This window comes from Terriglobia bacterium, from assembly GCA_036496425.1.
Lineage (GTDB): Bacteria > Acidobacteriota > Terriglobia > 20CM-2-55-15 > 20CM-2-55-15 > 20CM-2-55-15.
In genome coordinates this window covers 13803-31029 of record DASXLG010000241.1, presented here as the reverse complement: position 1 = coordinate 31029, position 17227 = coordinate 13803, and the positions used below count along the sequence as shown (strand labels likewise).

Below are 17227 nucleotides of genomic sequence, written 5' to 3'. Positions count from 1 at the left end.
ATCGCATGAAGGACGGGGGTTATGAGCAGGAAGTCTATGGGAACAGCTGACTTACAGGAAGGCGCCGAACACCGGATCGTGCCCGATGCGGTGATTCGGGAACTCTACCGGAAGATGCTCGGCGTTTACTACGTTGAAGAACGCCTGAAGATCCTCACCCGGCAGGGAAAAATTTCATTTCTTGCCTCAACCCGCGGTCACGAGAAAGTGCAGGTTGGAACGGTCATGCTGATGCAACCCGGCCATGATTGGTTCTTTCCGTACTACCGCGAGAAGGCCATCGCCTATGCCCTCGGCATGCCGATGAAAGACATTTTTCTGCACATGCTCAGCCGGGAAGGCGATTCCAGCTCGAACGGCCGCAACATGCCGGAGCACTTTTCATCGCGCGAACTGCATCTGGTTTCTCAAACCGCATGTACCGGCACGCAGTATCTGCCTGCAGTTGGCATGGCGAAGGCACTCCGCAAAGACGGCAGCGACGCGATTGTCTACGTTTCATCCGGCGAAGGCGCAACCAGTGAAGGCGAGTTTTTCGAGGCCGTGAACTGGGCGACCCGTGAGGAACTGCCGGTTCTTTTTCTCATACAGAACAACGGCTACGCGATCAGCGTTCCTCAAAACGCCCAGACGAGTTCGGAAATTCATCGCATTGCGGCCGGCTTCGGGCTTCCCAGCTACCACGTGGATGGCACCTGGTACGAGTCGATTTACCAGACTCTCCCGCCGCTGATCGAACGGATGCGAGAGGGCGGAGGACCGATTCTGGTTGAAGCCGAGGTCGTGCGGCTGGAATCGCATTCGTCTTCGGATGACCAGACCAAATATCGCAGTGTGGAAGAACTGGCGCGGGCGCGCGAGCGTGATCCGATCGCGCAAACCGAGACGTATTTGCTCAAACATCGGATCATGTCCCGTGAGGACATGGACAAAATGCGGGCCGGCATTCAGGAAGAGGTCGGCAAGGCGGCCGATGAAGCCGACGCCGCGGCACAACCGGAAACCGGACATGTGACGGCGCACATCTATAGCGACCGCACGCCTTTCTTCGAAGAGAAACCGCCCGGATATGTTTCGGAAGATACGATCTCCATGGTGGAGGCTCTCAATCGCGGCCTGCGCGAGGAAATGGAGCGCAATCCGAAAATTGTGATGTGGGGAGAGGACATCGCGGATCCCAAGGGCGGAGTATTCGGTGTGACGCGCGGCCTCACGAATCTTTATCCCGACCGCGTCCAGAATTCGCCACTCTCCGAAGCGAGCATCGTCGGTGTCGCCGGAGGCATGGCGATCGACGGCTACAAACCCATCGTCGAAATCCAGTTCGCGGATTATTCGTGGCCGGGCTTCATGCAGATGCGGAACGAAATTCCGACGCTGCGCTGGCGCAGCAACGGCATGTGGTCGGACCCTGTTGTCGTGCGCATGGCCTGTGGCGGCCGCATCAAAGGCGGCCCGTTTCATTCGCAGTGTGTCGAAGCGATCTACGCGCATACGCCCGGCTGGTACATCGTCTTTCCGAGCAATGCGGAAGACGCGAAGGGATTGATCAAAACGGCTGCGCGATGCGATGATCCGGTCCTGTTCCTTGAACACAAGCGGCTGTACCGGCATATTTCGGCCAAAGCACGTGAACCGAACGCGGACTATCTTGTCCCGTTCGGTAAAGGCAGAATCCGGCGGGCTGGAAATGCGGCCACCATCGTAACCTGGGGCGCGACGGTGTACACTGCCCTGGAGATCGCGGATGAGTTTGACCTCGAAGTCATCGATCTCCGGACAATCGTGCCGATGGATGATGAAATGGTCTTTGAGAGCGTCAGGAAAACGAACCGTGTTCTCGTGCTTCACGAAGATGCCGTAACCATGGGATGGGGCGCGGAAGTGGTGGCGCGCATTGCGTCAAATTGCTTCGATCACCTCGATGCGCCGGTGCTTCGCGTCGGCGCAAAAGACTCCTTCGTGGCGTCTGCCGTATCGCTCGAAGAAGAAGTGCTGCCGTCGGTGGACGATCTGCGGGGCCAGGTCACGAAACTTCTCGAATACTGAAATGCCGATTTCACAACTGCTGTTTTCCTGCCTTTTGTGGCTGGTTCCCGCGCCGCAATACTCGTACCGCGTGATCAACACCTATCCTCACGACAAAAACGCTTTCACCCAAGGCCTCGAATATCGTGACGGATTCCTGTACGAAGGCACCGGTATTCCCGGCCATTCCTCGGTTCGTAAGGTCGATCTGACCACCGGCCGTGTCCTCCAGATTTTCGACGTGCCGCAGCCGTTTTTTGGCGAGGGCATCACGCTGGTCGGGAATCAACTCATCGAACTCACCTGGCAGTCGAACACCGGCTTCGTCTACGACAAGGCCAAGCTGACTGTGCTGCGAAGCTTTCAGTATTCCGGCGAAGGTTGGGGCCTCACGAACGACGGAAAACAGATCTTTATGAGTGACGGCACGTCCCAGATTCGCGTCTGGGATCCGGCCACACTGAAAGAGATCCGGCGCATCACGGTAAAGGACGGAAACACGCCGGTAACGGAACTGAACGAGCTCGAATTCGTGAAGGGTGAGATCTTCGCCAATGTCTGGCAGACCGACCGGATTGCACGGATTTCGCCTGCCGACGGCAGGGTTCTCGGATGGATCGATCTTTCGGGCATCCTTCCTAAAGCGGATCGAACCAACCAGGATGCCGTGCTCAACGGCATCGCTTATGACGCCGCTGCAGACCGGCTCTTCGTCACGGGGAAGCTCTGGCCGAAGCTCTTCGAGATTAAGCTCGTCCCGAAGAAGTAACAAAGGTTTTAGCCGCAGATGACGCAGATGGGGCGCCTCAAAAGTTCGTTTTTGCGCCCCATGTGCGTCATCCGCGTCATCTGCGGCTAAAGAAGTTTGGTTGCGGCACTAATCTCCCTGTTTTGATTTTGCGGACGTCTATAATGGCTGTTGATGAGGAGAATCGATATGAAACGATGGCTCATCTCGATGAGCGCAGTAGTTTTGTTCGCGATTCCGGCGTCCGCGCAGGACAAGAACAGCGATAAGGCGCAGATTGTCGGCACTGCGGAGATCACGAAGGTTGACGCAAAGAAGCAGATGCTGACCGTTAGAAACATCCAGTCCGCAGCTACGGGCGGTAACCCCAGCAACAACGGCAACACACGCCGGCAGGGCGGCGGAGGCGGGGGTGGTGTCGGCGGTGTCGGCTTTCCCGGCGGCGGCGGCGGGCGGCGGCGCGGCGGCTATCCCGGAGGCAACACCGGCGGATCGCGCTCAGGTTCGCAATCCGGTCAGCCTAAGGAATACAAGGTTTATGTCAGCAAGGACACCGTCATCAAGCTGGCGAACGCGGATCTCACGTTTACCGATCTTCACGTCGGCGACCGCATCGCCGTCGCCGGAACGCCGAAAAACGGCAGCGGCGGCGACCTCGATGCGACGACGATCACGCGAGATCCCCCGCAATAAGATCAGGTGTTCGGGCTCCCGTCAGTTTCCTGAATTCCGGTCTTTATCGTGTAGTTTGGAGTAACAACCTTGATGATAAGTCTTGCCGCTCTTTACGGCATGCCGCTCGGAAGGCGCGATCCGCACGTAGCAGTGCGCGCACCAGATGGGTTTCGTCGGATCGTTTGTTTTTATTTTTTGCGTTAGGTTTTTCATGACGCGAAAACAGACCTCTTTAAAGCAGATCGCCTGAAAACGGGATCCGCTTGGGATTCAGGATTCAGGCGGGCCTATCTTAGCCTAAACGACACCCCGGAGTCGGGGCGAAAATTTACGGGCCGTCAAATATGTGCTAAACACATGAAATGCCTGTAGTTGTGGGCATCTCCGGAAGCCTTCGAGAGAGTTCTTTTCACGCTGCGCTGCTCCAGGCCGGATCTGGCCTCATACCGCCGGCACTATGAGTTTTTGGCGAATTGAACGCCATAGACTGGCGGCAGATTGGACGAAACGGTCTGCCAGGAATCGCCTCCATCGCCGCTGATCCAGACCGATCCGGTGGTTGAGCCAAAGACCAGCCGGTTTCCCGATTCGTCGACGTCGAGGCCGTGGCGGTAGACCAGATCGTAGGCGTATTCCTGCGGCAGCCCGCGGCGCAGCGTTTCAAATGTCTTTCCGCCGTCGCTCGTGCGATTCACCACGACGCGTCCATCTGTGGGGCATCGCTTTTCGTCCTTCGTTGAAGGCACAAACCACGCAATGTCCGGGTTTTTCGGATGAACGGCTACCGGGAATCCGAACACCGACGGTTTCACGTCCTCGATTTCAGTCCATGAGGAGGCGCCGTCGGTCGACCGGAAGATTCCATTGTGGTGCTGAATCCAGAACGTGCCGGGGCTTGAGGCGCATTGAACCAGGCAGTGAACGTCCTGGCCGTTCGGATCGCCTTGCTGCTCCGGCGGAGCATACTCGGATCGCATTCCGCCCCCGGTCGACGACCAGGACTTTCCGGCATCGCGTGTGATCCAGACGCCGCCGGTCGAAACGCCGACGCTGACGTGCTTCGAATCCGTCGGATCGACGCAGATGGAATGGATCCCCGGCCACTCCGCGCCGTTCGGGCCCCATTCTTCGCGCTTCGGATGGTCCCAGAGCGGACGGTTCAGTTCCCAGGAATCACCGTTGTCTTCTGATTTGAACAGTCCGCCCGGCATCGTGCCGCACCAGATCCGACCGGGCTGATCGGCTCCGCCCGCGGCCAGGCCCCAGATCAATTTCAGCGACCAGTCGAGCGGCTTGTTGATGAAGGGAATGATCTTGGGAGTGTAGCCCTCGGGCATGGCGGGATACTGGGGCGTCGAAATCTCCTGCCAGGTCTCACCGCGGTCTGTCGAACGGTGCACTTTGATTCCGAAGTGTCCGTGATTCAACGCTGCGAACAGGTTGCCGCTACGATGGTCGTGCAATACGAGCGTGACATTGTCCCCGACAAAATTGGCGTGGCTGATCGACCATTTGGATGCTCCACGATCCACGGTAAACAGCCCTTTTCTTGTCGCAATGTAACAACGATCGCTCATATCGAACCTCCTGATAATGACTGAATCACGTCGATTGTCGAATTCGGCTTTACCGGATCGCTGAGGGAATCGCGGTCGCGGGCCATTTCGCCGTCGATAAATACCACCATGTGCTGCCGGATCCGGTCCTGCTCATCAAGGACGTATCCGCGGGCGCGTTCATTCTCCTGAAAATACGCATCGAGCACGATGCGCAGCGTCGATCCGGAAACCTCGCGCGTCGGGCATGAAACGTGTCGTTGAATGTTCTGGGTGAAACGCACCGTCGCCATGGGAGCCGGTAGTTTAGCAGAATTTCTGGGCGGGATCAGTGGGTCAGGGCGTACATCACGTAGTCGATGCCCATCCGGATCGACCGTGTGCTTTCCTGAAGAGGCGCCTCGCCTTTGTCGAGGTACTTCCAGAAGTCGCCAATGTCATTGTTGTAGTTGGCGATCAATTGCAGATTGCCTTTTTCGTCGGACATTCCCCAGAACTGTGGAAAGAAATTACGGCCCAGGGCGCGATCCGCCGCCGTATTTCCGTAAGGAGGCTCCATATTCAGGTCAGGGATGTCGTAAAACGAGTGAAAAATAGGGTGAGTGATGTCGAGCCGCACCAACTCGCGGTCGGGGACCGCCAACTTCAAGTAGTGACGCAACACTTCGAGTTCATTGACGTTTGAAACGTAGCCTGCCTGACGAAAATCATCTGCCATGATGAACCCGCCCCGCCCGATGTATTCCCCGAGGTTTTTGACCTCTTTGTCTGTCAGGTCCAGGAATCCCGGTTCGGACAAATACATAAAGGGATACTTGAAGATCTCATCGCTGTCGAGGCGGACGACTTTGTAGGACTTTGAAGAGACTCTTACGCCCGTAAGTTCATGGATCAACCCGACGAAAAACTCATCGGCTAACGGATAGTCGTGGTGCCAGGGTGGATTGTCCGGAAAGTAATTCGGCCAGATTGACCAAGCTTCAGACAGGCGGTTCGTGCACTGCAGACGGGCATAGACAAATTCCGGCTCCGGTTCGTACCAGTCGGACCTGGCAGGACCTGCGCAGAGTAGAGCCAGAACAAGCAGAATGAGGAAACGTTTCAAAAGAGTTACTCAACCAACCTTAACTCTAGTGCGTCATTGCGTAAACAGCATAATTGACGCCAAGTTCAACGGCCACCCCGGCCTCATGAATGGAGCACGCACCGGTATCCAGAGCCTGCCAGTATTCGCTGATGTCGTTGTTGAAATCGATCATCACCTGGAGGTTACCTTTTGCATCCGAAATGCCGAGGAACTGGGGTTCGCCGGAGTTGTACATGCGATAAGGCGGAAGCATTTTATTGGGCTCTATGTCATAGAAAGAGTGGAAGATCGGATGCGTCGGAGGCACCGGCGCCATCTCACGGTCCGGGAAGACCTTCCTGATCTGTTCATGCATATTTTCGAACTGGGAATTGTCGAACTCGTTTCCGCGGAAATCGTCCATCAATAAGAAGCCGCCTCGATCCAGATATTCCCGCAGATTTTTGACGTCGGCCGGAAGTAAATCGAGAAAACCGGGCTCTGACATATAGACGAACGGATACTTGAATAGTTCTTTGCTGTCGATATCGACGATCTGGAACGAGTTGAAATCCGTATCGGTCATCGTGAGGCGGCCGAGGGATGTCGGAAACATTGTGTCGCCGTCCGGATAGTCGTGGTGCCAGGGGACTTCGCCGCGCCAGAACGGCTGGAGGTGATAGCGGACCCGGGCATATACAAAACCGAGCTTCTCCATTTTGCGGGGAGTGGGCAGGTCTTCTTCGCCGGTCCCTCTGTAGCCGGGAACCAGACATTGTCCGCCCGTGGCCCCTTCTCCAAAACCGCCGCCACGGCGTCCGCCGAGTTGTCCGCCGAACTGGGCGAAGGCGGATACGCTGAGCAGAAAAACCGCAACGATCAAAATCTTTTTCTTCATCTGGTTTGCCTTGCCCCGCGGCCTGCTCCAGTGCCGGCCTTGGCGCCCTTATCCGTCAAATACTGAATCACGCTTTGATACCGCAGTGTGCGGGCGCCGTCAAGTGCCGTTCTGCCGTCGGTATTGGCCGCATTGATATCGACACCGGAATCTACCAGAAGTTTGGCAGTTTCCAAGGCGAGAGCTTCGCGTTGAGCGCGCTCGATCTCGATCCATGCGGCGCCGCCGCCGATCCCCATCGCCGCCATCAGCGGGGTAGTGACATCTTTGCGGTGTTCGAATGGATTGCCGCCACGGCCTTCAACGACTTTATCGCCGTGATGGACGAAATGCGGATCGGCGCCATGCTTCAACAGCAGGCGCAGGACATTCGGCTCAGTAAAACGAGCCGCCAGCCAGAACGGCGCCGCTCCGACCAGCTCGGGATCGTAATTGTAATCCTTGGAGGTTCGCCGTGTGGGCGTCCACGTGCGCAACGGCGCATTGGCGTCCGCGCCGTGATCGAGCAGCGCGGTGACCATTTGCTCGTCACGATGCATGATGGCTTCGTCCAGGGCCGTGAAGCCGGCCTTGGCGGCGTTCGGGTCGGCGCCCTTGTCGAGCAGAAACGCAACCACATCGGGGAACCCGGCGTGAGCAGCGAGAACTGTGGTACTGATGCCCCAGGCATCGGCTTCATTCACATCGGCGCCTGCCGCGACCAGCATTTTCGCGGATTCGAGATCGCCGGCGCGCGCCGCAAAGAGCAGCGGCGTGTCGTTGCCATGCGGAATCGCCTTGTTGTATTCGAGATAACCGTGCGGCGAGACCGCCATGACGTAATCCCAGGCGTCCGATTTCGCGTGGACGTCCGCATGATGCGCCAGCAGCACCCTGGTCACTTCCGGATGCTTTTGCGCGACCGCCCACATCAGCGCCGTCTGGTTGCGCGCCGCCCGCGCATTGACCTCAGCGCCTTTCGCGGCAAGCTGCTCGACGACGGCGGGATTGCCGGTCCGGGAAGCAATCATCAACAGGGTTTCGCCCGAGAGCAGCTTCGCATTGGGATTCGCGCCGGCTGCCAGCAGGCGCTTGACCATCGCTTCGCTCCCGTTTTCACAGGCTGCCCAAAGCGGCGTCGCGCCAAGATCGTTGGCGAGATTGGCCTTCGCTCCCGCACGAATCAGCAGATCGGCCGTTTCGAGATCGTCGTGGTAGGCCGCCCAGTGCAGGGCGGTTGTGCCGTCGGCTTCGGTGATGTTGGCATTGGCTCCGGGTTGTTTCAGGAGAGAGCGGATGGCCTCGCGATCGCCTTTTTTTGCGGCATCTACCAAGGGTGGACGAAGGTCCGCAGCGAAAGAGGGAATTAGCCACAAAAGGCACATCAGGAGCCCTTTTGTGCCTTTTGTGGCTAATCTTCTTTCTCTCATATGCCGACGCCGTCGAGTTGGAGTTTGCCGTCGCTGCCGCCGACTTTATCGACGGGGACATCCATCTTGTCCATGATGGTGACCAGGAGGTTGGCCATCGACGGTTTCTCCTTATATACGATGTGCCGGCCGCCTTTCAGCCGGCCGGCTCCGCCGCCGATCAGAAGGAGCGGCAGATTGTCCGGCGCGTGGCGCGTGCTGTTGGAAATGCCCGAGCCGTACAGGATCATCATGTGATCGAGCAGGGTCCCATCACCGTCGGGTGTGGCGCGCAGTTTCGCGAGGTACTTCGAAAACAATTCGGCGTGGTAGCGGTTGATCTTCGACATCTGCGCGACGATCTCCGGAACATTATCGTGGTGCGACAGCGGATGGTGTGCTTCCGGTACGCCGATCTGAGGATACGGTCTCGCGCTCTGTTCCTTTCCGATCATGAACGAAATCACGCGCGTCAGATCCGATTGGAACGCGAGAAGCTGAAGGTCCAACATCACCGCCAGGTGATCTTCGAACACCGCCGGCACACCTTGGGGCTGCTCGACAGCGGGCAATGGAATATCACGTTGTTCCTCAGCCCGTTGAATGCGGCGTTCGACATCGCGGATCGAGTCGGTGTATTCGCTGACCTTCGCCTGGTCCTGCGGACCCAGTTCCTGCTTCAGGCTGGAGAGTTTGGTCATCACCGAATCCAGGATGCTTTTGTGCTGCATCATACGCGCTTCACGCGCGGGCCAATCGGTTTTGCCGCTGTCGCCGAACAGCCGCTCGAAAACCGCGCGGGGGTTGTATTCCATCGGCAGGGGCTGCGTCTGATTCCGCCAGGAAATCGTGTGCGTGTACGCGCAGCTCAGATTGCCTGTGCAGGCGCCGGCATTGGCGGGCGTGTCCAACGATAGTTCCAGCGATCCGACCTGCGTTTCGCTGCTGTAATGCCGCGCGAGGAGCTGGTCGATGGAGACATCGGCAATGATCTCGATCTCGTTCTTTCCGCCGCGCGGCGTGCCGGTCAGGAACGAGCCGGAAGCCCCCGCGTGAATGTAATTCCAGCTCGCATGCACTCCGGACAACACGATCATCTGATCCTTGAATGGCGCGAGCGGTTCGAGAATCGGCGAGAGTTCAAACGTGCTGCCTTCGCCTTTCGGCGACCAGTATTCCATCGCCATGCCGTTCGGCACATAGAAGGTCAGGAAACGGTTCGCCGGCTTCGACGCAGCCTTTGCTGCGGGAATCATCGCGTCCAGGAAGGGCAGTGCAACCGCGGCGCCCATTCCGCGCAGAACAGTACGGCGCGACAACGACTTCGATTCAAGGAAGTTCATATTTGTCCCTTCTGTGGTTCCTTTTCCCGCATTAGAAATGCGGGACTCTTCACAATACCGATAATGACTGCCGACCACTTGTAGTTCTGAGCCGCCGCATCGTGCACGATCTTGCGGATTGAAGGACGATCGTAATATTCCACGCGCCGTCCCAGCGCATATGCCATCAACTTGTCCGTCACCGTCCGCGGGAACTGCTCGGGATCTTCCAGAAGCAAAGCACGCAATCCGGGAAGGCCTTGAATGCTTTTCCCGCCCGGCGTGGTGCCGGTCGCATCGACGGGCTTGCCGGCTTCATCGATCGTTCGCCAGCCCCCGATGACATCGTAGTTTTCGAGCGCGAATCCCAGCGGGTCAATCGCCGAATGGCAGTTGTTGCAGGTGGGACTCGTCCGGTGCTGTGCCAGCCTTTCACGTATGGATTTCGGCGCTGCTCCGGCCTTGTTTTCCGTGAGATTGGTGTCGACGCCCGGCGGTGGCGGCGGAATCGGCAGACCGAAGATGTTGTTGAGCAGAAACTTTCCACGCAACACGGGCGACGTTCGATCCGGATACGACGTCGTGACCAGCAGAGAACCCTGTCCAAGCAGACCGCCGCGCTGATTCAGATCCGGCAGCGTCACGCGGCGGAAGCGTGTTCCATAAACGCCGGGAATTCCGTAATGCCGCGCCAGCCGTTCGTTGACGAAGGTGTAATTGGCGTTCAGCAACTCCAGCACGCTGCGGTCGTCTTTGATGGTGCTGCCGACGAACAATTCCGTTTCGCGCTGAAAACCCTGAATCAGGCTCAAGTCATAGCTCGGATACTTCTCCGGATCGACAACCGACTCCTCGACCCGCCGCAGGTTCAGCCATTGCGATGCGAAGTTGTTGACGAGAGAGTCGGTGGCGCGCGGATCGGCCAGCATCCGGCGGGCTTCTTTTTCGAGCGTGTCGGGATTCGTCAGCTGATTCTTTTCCGCAAGATCGAGCAGGCGCTCGTCCGGGATGCTGCTCCACAGGAAGAACGAGAGGCGCGAGGCGACTTCGAGATCGCTCAGTTTGTAGATGTTTTCGCTTTGCCGGGTATCGCGGTAAATCCGCAGCAGGAAGTCCGGATCGGCGAGCAGCCGTTCGAGAGCGAACTGGATGCCGGCATCGAAGCTGCCGCCGTCTTTACCTTGCGCGTCGCGACTTGAGGCTGCGCCCTGCCGGGCTTGCGCGTCGCGACTTGAGGCTGCGCCCTGCCGGGCTTGCGCTTCGCGGCGGCCGCTGTTGAAAAAGTCGAGAAGCGTGCTCACATCGGCCGGCTTGACCGGCCTGCGATAGGCGAGGCGCGCCATTTTGGAAAGAATTTTTGTAGCGCACGCCGTTTCTTCGGAAGGGGATTTCGGCCGGCATACGAAGATGGCGCGCCGGCTCGGTGTGTCCTTGGCGATGCCGGCGGGATTATACGGACCGCCGATCTGGACCGCGCCGACGTTCGCGAAGTCCATGTAGACCGCATCGTTCGTGATGACGCGCCCGCGCTGGATCGGCTGAGTCAGGCCTTCCGGTTCCCACATTTCCCGGACAAACGAAACTCCCACCACATGCGGACCGGCTCCGACGGGAATGCGGACGTCAAGACCGGCGTCTCCGCCGATCTGCATGTACTTTTCCCACGAGTCGTCGCCGGCGAAGCCGGGCTCGCCATCGCCTTCATAGCTCGCCGCGGCCGCACGGCCCTTCGCTTCGCCGCCGACCGTGAAGCGCTTCAGAAGACGGCCGTCGAGACGAAGGTCGAGCTGCTGTGGCCAACCCATGCCTTTGATGTAGTCCTGATACTGCCGCTGGAGGCGGACTTTGATCGAGTATTCGCCGTCGACCGGGAAGTTGTAATGGATCGCCATTCCGCCACGCGAACCGAGAGGAAGATCTTCATCCTGGCGGTCATCCTGCAGGACATGCAGCTTGATCTCGAAGCGGTCGACGGTTGGAAGGGTCGGCGGGAGGCCGGTTGCCAGGCGCGTCACCTGCCGCGCGACGGAGAGATAGCGCTCCATGTGCGCGGTCGAGATGGTCAGGGAATCCGCGAAGTTGTCGAAACTGCCGTCCGCGGTTTCGTCTCCGGGCAGTTGCGATTTCACATCGACATCCAGCTTAAGGAGATCCCGGATGGCGTTGTTGTATTCCGTGCGATTCAGGCGATGGACTGCTCCGATGCGTCCGGGGTTGGGGTGGGCCAGCCAGTCGCGATCGATTTCGTTCTCCAGCCAGACGGCCATCGCGTGATAGGCCGCGGCATCCGGGCGGGGTCTGCCCGGCGGCGGCATCGAGGCGGCACGCAATTTCCCGATCACCTTTTCCCAGACTTCCGGATTCGCGCTGGGTTTACTGACGTCGATGGACTCCAGGGATAAGCCTGCCGTCTTCAATTTGTCGCTGTGGCAGGTGATGCAGTACGTGTCGAGCATCGCCCGGGGCGCCGTCTGCGCCGCCGCGGATTGAGCCGCGGCCAGAAGAATGGCAATGAGGAGCATTGGCACCAATTGTCTCTGAAAACTAACAGGAAGGGAAGCAGCAGAGAAGAGGCTATTTAGCCGCAGATGACGCGGATGACGCAGATGGGGCATCAACGCTTGTGATGCTCGATCTGCGTCATCCGCGTCATCTGCGGCTACTGCTCCTTTTTGATGAATGCGAGGACGGGTCCGGAGACCGTTTTATCGATGCTTCCGACCGAAAAAACCTCGGACATGTGACTCTCGCCTTTGAACCACATCATGGTCGGGCAATGGCCGACGCCGTCCTTTGCTTTCGGGCCTTCGAGCTTGCAAAGCTCGTCGTGAATGTTCTTCACTGCGGTCGGTGGTCCTTCGGCCGAACCGGCATCGAGTTCAGCCCAGGCAAAAGCCAGGGCCGCGCGCGTCGTCTTGATGCCATCCGCGGTTGTGAAGGATGCAGGTAAACCCGGTGAACTGACGCCGCCGCCAACTTGAAACACGCCGCCGCTGCCCCTGCCGCCCCCGGCGCCACGGCCCGCGTTCGCCGCCGCTGGCGGAGTTGTCTGCTGGCCGGTCGAGACCCATTTATTTCCATCCCAACGCCACGGAGACGTTCCCGCCCAGTCTTTGCGATGTTGGGCCGCCGCGGCGCCTTGATCCGGAAGGGAACTGCTCGGTCCGCGGATCACGCCCGCCGAACTCCCGGCTCCGCCCGTGTTGGTGCACGTGCTGGTGCCGATCATACCGTTCGCATTTCCACCCAGAGCGAATCCGCCGCCGCGTCCGCCGCTGCCGGCTCCCGCCGCGCTGCCACGTCCGCCACCGGCGCCACGGCCGGCACCGCGTCCGCCGCCGGCGCCTGCCGCAGGCGGGTTCGGATTCGGAGGATTACCCGACATGAAGATTGCGCCCTTCACGCCCAGCCCGTACAGATCGGGCCGTCCGATGTATTGGCCAAGCGGGCCGTTGCCGGCCGAGTGCGCCCACAGGAAGATGCTGTCGGGATTGCCTTTGTATTTCGCGATATTGGCTTTCACCCAATCGACGGCAAGAGCGATGTTCTGTCCGGCCGCCGTTCCGCCACGCTGAATCGTGATGCCGACCATGCCGTTGTCGACCGCCCACTTCCCGACGTTGTCGTAGAAGAGATTGCCTTCCACCGCCTGCTGCTCGATCTTGTTGCCGGCGCCGCCGGGGATATAGATCAAAACAGTACGATTGGCAGGCCCTTTATCTGGAACGAAGACATCAAGCACGTCCTTTGCCTCGGGACCGTAGGAAACATCCCGCATCAGCGTTACGCCGGGATAAAGCCTCACATTTTTGTTAGGCGTGGCCGCGTCGACCGGCCAATACGTGTTGTAGTCGTTCTTTGTCGCGAACAGCGGCCGCATGAGTTTCGCCGTACAGCCGGGCTCGACCACCGGTCCAAGTTTCCGAAGCTCTGCCTCCACCTGTGCGGGAAGTTGCGCTTGCGCGATTCCCGTCACGATGAACACGCATGCGACGGCTGTCGCCACCGCCAGGCGCGCAGCGTTTACGTTTTTATGCATTGCGTTCTCCTTATTGGTCTGAAGTTAACCGCGAAGGTTACTCAAAGTAATCGATTTACTCAATAGGCAAGCCGGGCATCCTCGCGAATGAATGCTCCAAATTCAGGCCGAGGTAAAGCCGAGGAACCGGTCGGCGAGCCGCACTCGCTCCTGGAGGGTGACCTCGCTATCGATCAATGGCACGAGACGAGCGCGCAGGTGCAGGTTCAGCGTATTGTCGAGGAATTCCAGGGCATTCGCATGCCGGGTCTGATCGCTGGACTGAATTCCGTCGTAGGCATTTTGAAGATCGAGCGATGGAAAAAGCAGTTTCATCAAGCGGAAAATCCGCTCCAGCTCCGCCGCCATCGATTGTTTGAGTTTGTCGCTCGAGCCGCTGTTCTGTTTTCCCAGAATCTGGTACGACCGGTAATGTCCCATCATTTCGGCGGTCATGGCGGATTCGACCAAACTGCGGTCGACGGCGAGGCGTCCCCTGTCATCACAAAGCTTGTTCAGTGAGGAGATCACTTTCGTCCGCAAGTCCGGATCCGGCTGAATGAGATTTTCGGCAAGGGACGCCGCCGCCGGGTCCGTGCCGATCTCCAGGAGAATATTCGGAATCCTGATTCTGATCTCTACCGGCACTGCGGTGTCGGCCAGATGGTCGTGCAACGAGACGATGGCATCGTCGCCCAATTGCGTGAGTGTCCGAACGGCGTCCGCCGTCAATTCCGGATTGCCGAGATCTGTAACCATACCGTCGAGAATCATTCTTGCCACCGGAGTGTTCTGGCCCTCACCCGGCCGGTTCAGGAACAGAAACGTCGCGGATCGGATCGCGAAGTCCGAATAATCCCGCGGCCGCTCGACATAGGTCAGCGGATCGGCTTCATCGTGCCGGCTGAGATAATGCAGGACTTCCGCCCGCACCGCGAGATCCTTGTCGTACATCATCCCGCGCACCTGGTGGCGCACGGCGTGGTCATTCGCGTTATTCAAAATCGACAGCGACTTGGTCCGGACGTATGGAGACGGATGCTCCAGCAGAGCGCGGATTGCGGAATGCCCTTTGGCCTGCTGCCCCATCTCGAAAAGACTCAATGCGTAGAGAACTTCATTCGGATCGTTCGAGTTCAGTTTCTCGGCGAAAACGTTCGTGGCAAATCGATCCACGACCGGCACCAACTCCTGCTCCGGATGGATCCGAACCTGCTGAATATTTTCACGCAGAGTTGCGACATATTGCCTGCGCGCCATCACAGCCACTGCGATCCAGACCGCGAGCAGGAAAAGATTGACCCAGCTGATCTGCCGCGGAGTCCAATGCAGAGTCGTCGCGAGCACCAGGAGCGTCAGTCCGGCCAGCCCATCGCCGAATTTCCAGACGACGGTATCGATGAAAGATTTCACCTGAACCTTGATTCGTCCGGAAATCGGCAAGTAGAGGAGTTGAACGGCGGATGTGTCGATGGAATAACGGAAGACTCCGTCGCTGCCCTTCAGGATCGCGGCAGCCCACAACGTGCCCCAGGTCAGGACAGCCAGTGAACCCCCAGCCAGCGAAAGCGGCAGGATCAACAGCGCCACTCCAACACCGAACCGGCGTAACAGCTTGGTCGTGAGCAGCAATTGCGCCACCAGTGAAGCGATCCCGGCATAGAAGGTAAACGATCCGAGGAACGCCGCCATCACATCCTTTTTGACGAGTGTGTCCTTGGCGATCGCGTTGAGCTGCCAGCCCCCCAGGGTCGTCACAATCGACGAAAGACATATCAGCGCTGCGATCGTCTTCAGGTGCGGCGATTGGCGGACCAGCCGGAAACTGTCGCTGAGGCTGCGCGGTGTCTCACTATCATCGGCAGCAGCAGGATCGCCGGAGGTCTCCTGCTTCTGCTTCCATACAACCCGGATAAGCGCGACGCAGACGGGCAGGATGCCCGCCATACAGAGAAGCAGCGCGTCCGTCCCATGATGGCGGGCAATCCAGCTGGTCAGAAAGCCTCCGGCGATGCCGCCGACAATACCTCCGCTCGCCAGCATTCCGAACCGCCGCTTGGCTTCCCTCGTGTTCCACACGAAATTTGCCAGCGTCCATACTTGCGCCACTGTCAGAACGCCGCAGATTCCAACCCAGACATAAAAGACCGGCGCCAGCCAGGTCCAGTTCCGAACGTGAAGTCCCCACCAGAAGCCGATCAGGTTCGCAAAGAACAAAAGCAGGCAGCCCGTCTGGAGTGTCGGCAGGCTGGCACGGCGCCCTGCGCGAATATACGGGGCGACGATAAAACCGGCGGCCACTGCAACCGACATGTCGGCATATGGAAGCTGCACGGCTTTGAAATGGTCGAGAAATATCGCGACTCGAGCGGCCCGTCCCATTGCGTAAAAGGTGATGATCAGGAGGTTATAGACGAATAAAGGCAGGGCACGGGCGAAATCACCCGGCCGCAGATTGAATACGCGATTAATAAATGAAAGTGATTTTTCCATCCAGAATGGTCAGTGCCGATGCCCGGCCGCCGGGGACGTAACCGGAAAGCATTCCGGTGTCGATGAGGTAGACTTTGCCGTCGAAGCGGGAAACGATATTTCCGGGTTGAGGCGTGTGTCCGACCACGAATCGCGAGACGTCAAACGCCTTAATCAGTTTTTCGATTTGAGGAGCGCCCTCGGCATCCGTCCATTCGGCATACCCTCGAAACCAAAGTGGCCCGTTGGGGTTGATGCTCAGCCAGGTGGCGTACGTCAGAAATGCTTTCATCCGGTCGCCGTCTTTTCCTTTTGCCTGCTTGATTCCGTTGCGGGCTGCTGAGATCAATTCGTCCAGCGTGCTGCAGGGCTGGGCGAGATTGCGATGAACCATATAGTCTTTGAATGCGTCGAACGAACGAATCTCTGCCGCGATCGAATTGTTCAATTCCTCAACCGTAGATGAAGCGAGTTCGGGATTGATGCCGCCGTGGAGAAAGATGGAATCGTTAATCCGCACGATGGCCGGCAATGTGCGGATCCACTTGCCGTATATGCCGTCGGCACTCAAAGCCTCACAGCGTTCGGAGAAACCGGCCGGCCGGCCGGGGTAGAGGGTCTGATGGCGTTTTGCCGAAACGCGGTCCTGAGCGAATGAGGCATAGTCGTTTGCGGTTACGTACCGGAAGTCGCCGTAGAGGTTCATCGCTTCATGATTTCCCATCAGGACGATGACGCGGCCGCCCTGACGAGGCGCGCTTTTCTGAAGCGACATCAGCAGATCCATAACCTGGCGGGCTTTCGGACCGCGATCGAGGAAATCGCCCAATTGAACCAGCGTGGCGTTCTCCCCCGCCCAGCGGAGCATCGGATCGATCAGGTGCGCACGCTGCAGAATGCCGGTGAAGGCGTCGAAATCGCCGTGAATATCGCCGATCGCGACGACACGCTCTGGCGCAGCGGGCGCCGCGGCGGAAAGGAGAAGGTAAAAGAGCGGAATCGTGAACGCAAATCGAAGCGTCTTCATCGCTTGCAGCGAATCCTAGAGTGCCACTG

At 58.6% G+C, this 17227-nt stretch carries 13 protein-coding genes; 3 read left to right on the top strand and 10 right to left on the bottom strand.

What is annotated here, in order from left to right:
• Positions 1 to 36: 36 nt before the first annotated feature.
• The 3 genes from VGK48_17095 to VGK48_17085 all read left to right on the top strand — a co-directional run bounded on the left by VGK48_17095 (position 37) and on the right by VGK48_17085 (position 3469).
• Entirely contained in the window at positions 37 to 2049 is a 2013-nt protein-coding gene (locus VGK48_17095) for a dehydrogenase E1 component subunit alpha/beta (protein HEY2382895.1), read from the top strand.
• A 1-nt stretch (position 2050) separates the two neighbouring features.
• Positions 2051 to 2797 carry a glutaminyl-peptide cyclotransferase gene (locus tag VGK48_17090; GenBank protein ID HEY2382894.1) on the top strand — a complete coding sequence of 249 codons (747 nt, stop codon included), beginning with the start codon at positions 2051 to 2053 and terminating at the stop codon, positions 2795 to 2797.
• A 168-nt stretch (positions 2798 to 2965) separates the two neighbouring features.
• Positions 2966 to 3469, top strand: a complete 504-nt coding sequence (locus tag VGK48_17085; protein HEY2382893.1) for a hypothetical protein — start codon at positions 2966 to 2968, stop codon at positions 3467 to 3469.
• A gap of 437 nt (positions 3470 to 3906) precedes the next feature.
• Here the strand turns inward: VGK48_17085 and VGK48_17080 are convergent, their stop codons facing one another.
• From VGK48_17080 to VGK48_17035, 10 genes are all read right to left on the bottom strand, one after another.
• The gene (locus VGK48_17080; GenBank protein HEY2382892.1) at positions 3907 to 5028 is read right to left on the bottom strand and encodes an exo-alpha-sialidase; all 1122 of its coding nucleotides are present in this window, start codon (positions 5026 to 5028) and stop codon (positions 3907 to 3909) included.
• Positions 5025 to 5300 carry a MoaD/ThiS family protein gene (locus tag VGK48_17075; protein HEY2382891.1) on the bottom strand — a complete coding sequence of 92 codons (276 nt, stop codon included), beginning with the start codon at positions 5298 to 5300 and terminating at the stop codon, positions 5025 to 5027. Before VGK48_17075 ends, VGK48_17080 begins: the two co-directional genes overlap by 4 nt.
• Positions 5301 to 5335: 35 nt before the next feature.
• On the bottom strand, positions 5336 to 6112 hold the full coding sequence (locus tag VGK48_17070; protein HEY2382890.1) for a DUF4159 domain-containing protein: 777 nt from the start codon (positions 6110 to 6112) through the stop codon (positions 5336 to 5338).
• Positions 6113 to 6137: 25 nt separating this feature from the next.
• Positions 6138 to 6971, bottom strand: coding sequence for a DUF4159 domain-containing protein (locus VGK48_17065; GenBank protein ID HEY2382889.1), 834 nt, complete (start codon positions 6969 to 6971; stop codon positions 6138 to 6140).
• Positions 6968 to 8284, bottom strand: coding sequence for an ankyrin repeat domain-containing protein (locus VGK48_17060; GenBank protein HEY2382888.1), 1317 nt, complete (start codon positions 8282 to 8284; stop codon positions 6968 to 6970). The genes VGK48_17065 and VGK48_17060 overlap by 4 nt, the downstream gene beginning before the upstream one ends.
• A gap of 92 nt (positions 8285 to 8376) precedes the next feature.
• Positions 8377 to 9702, bottom strand: coding sequence for a DUF1552 domain-containing protein (locus VGK48_17055; GenBank protein HEY2382887.1), 1326 nt, complete (start codon positions 9700 to 9702; stop codon positions 8377 to 8379).
• A complete protein-coding gene (locus tag VGK48_17050) occupies positions 9699 to 12203 on the bottom strand; it encodes a DUF1592 domain-containing protein (GenBank protein ID HEY2382886.1) in 2505 nt (834 codons plus the stop codon). The genes VGK48_17055 and VGK48_17050 overlap by 4 nt, the downstream gene beginning before the upstream one ends.
• Before the next feature lie 137 nt (positions 12204 to 12340).
• The gene (locus VGK48_17045; protein ID HEY2382885.1) at positions 12341 to 13720 is read right to left on the bottom strand and encodes a carboxylesterase family protein; all 1380 of its coding nucleotides are present in this window, start codon (positions 13718 to 13720) and stop codon (positions 12341 to 12343) included.
• Between the two features lie 102 nt (positions 13721 to 13822).
• A complete protein-coding gene (locus VGK48_17040) occupies positions 13823 to 16192 on the bottom strand; it encodes an Npt1/Npt2 family nucleotide transporter (GenBank protein HEY2382884.1) in 2370 nt (789 codons plus the stop codon).
• Positions 16167 to 17198 carry a metallophosphoesterase gene (locus VGK48_17035; GenBank protein HEY2382883.1) on the bottom strand — a complete coding sequence of 344 codons (1032 nt, stop codon included), beginning with the start codon at positions 17196 to 17198 and terminating at the stop codon, positions 16167 to 16169. Before VGK48_17035 ends, VGK48_17040 begins: the two co-directional genes overlap by 26 nt.
• Between the last annotated feature and the right edge of the window lie 29 nt (positions 17199 to 17227).

Coding starts and splice junctions, on each gene's coding strand:
- VGK48_17075 (HEY2382891.1), bottom strand. CDS start 5,300: ATGGCGACGGTGCGTTTCACCCAGAACATTCAACGACACGTTTCATGC.
- VGK48_17085 (HEY2382893.1), top strand. CDS start 2,966: ATGAAACGATGGCTCATCTCGATGAGCGCAGTAGTTTTGTTCGCGATT.
- VGK48_17050 (HEY2382886.1), bottom strand. CDS start 12,203: ATGCTCCTCATTGCCATTCTTCTGGCCGCGGCTCAATCCGCGGCGGCG.
- VGK48_17035 (HEY2382883.1), bottom strand. CDS start 17,198: ATGAAGACGCTTCGATTTGCGTTCACGATTCCGCTCTTTTACCTTCTC.
- VGK48_17090 (HEY2382894.1), top strand. CDS start 2,051: ATGCCGATTTCACAACTGCTGTTTTCCTGCCTTTTGTGGCTGGTTCCC.
- VGK48_17055 (HEY2382887.1), bottom strand. CDS start 9,702: ATGAACTTCCTTGAATCGAAGTCGTTGTCGCGCCGTACTGTTCTGCGC.
- VGK48_17065 (HEY2382889.1), bottom strand. CDS start 6,971: ATGAAGAAAAAGATTTTGATCGTTGCGGTTTTTCTGCTCAGCGTATCC.
- VGK48_17095 (HEY2382895.1), top strand. CDS start 37: ATGGGAACAGCTGACTTACAGGAAGGCGCCGAACACCGGATCGTGCCC.
- VGK48_17080 (HEY2382892.1), bottom strand. CDS start 5,028: ATGAGCGATCGTTGTTACATTGCGACAAGAAAAGGGCTGTTTACCGTG.
- VGK48_17040 (HEY2382884.1), bottom strand. CDS start 16,192: ATGGAAAAATCACTTTCATTTATTAATCGCGTATTCAATCTGCGGCCG.
- VGK48_17045 (HEY2382885.1), bottom strand. CDS start 13,720: ATGCATAAAAACGTAAACGCTGCGCGCCTGGCGGTGGCGACAGCCGTC.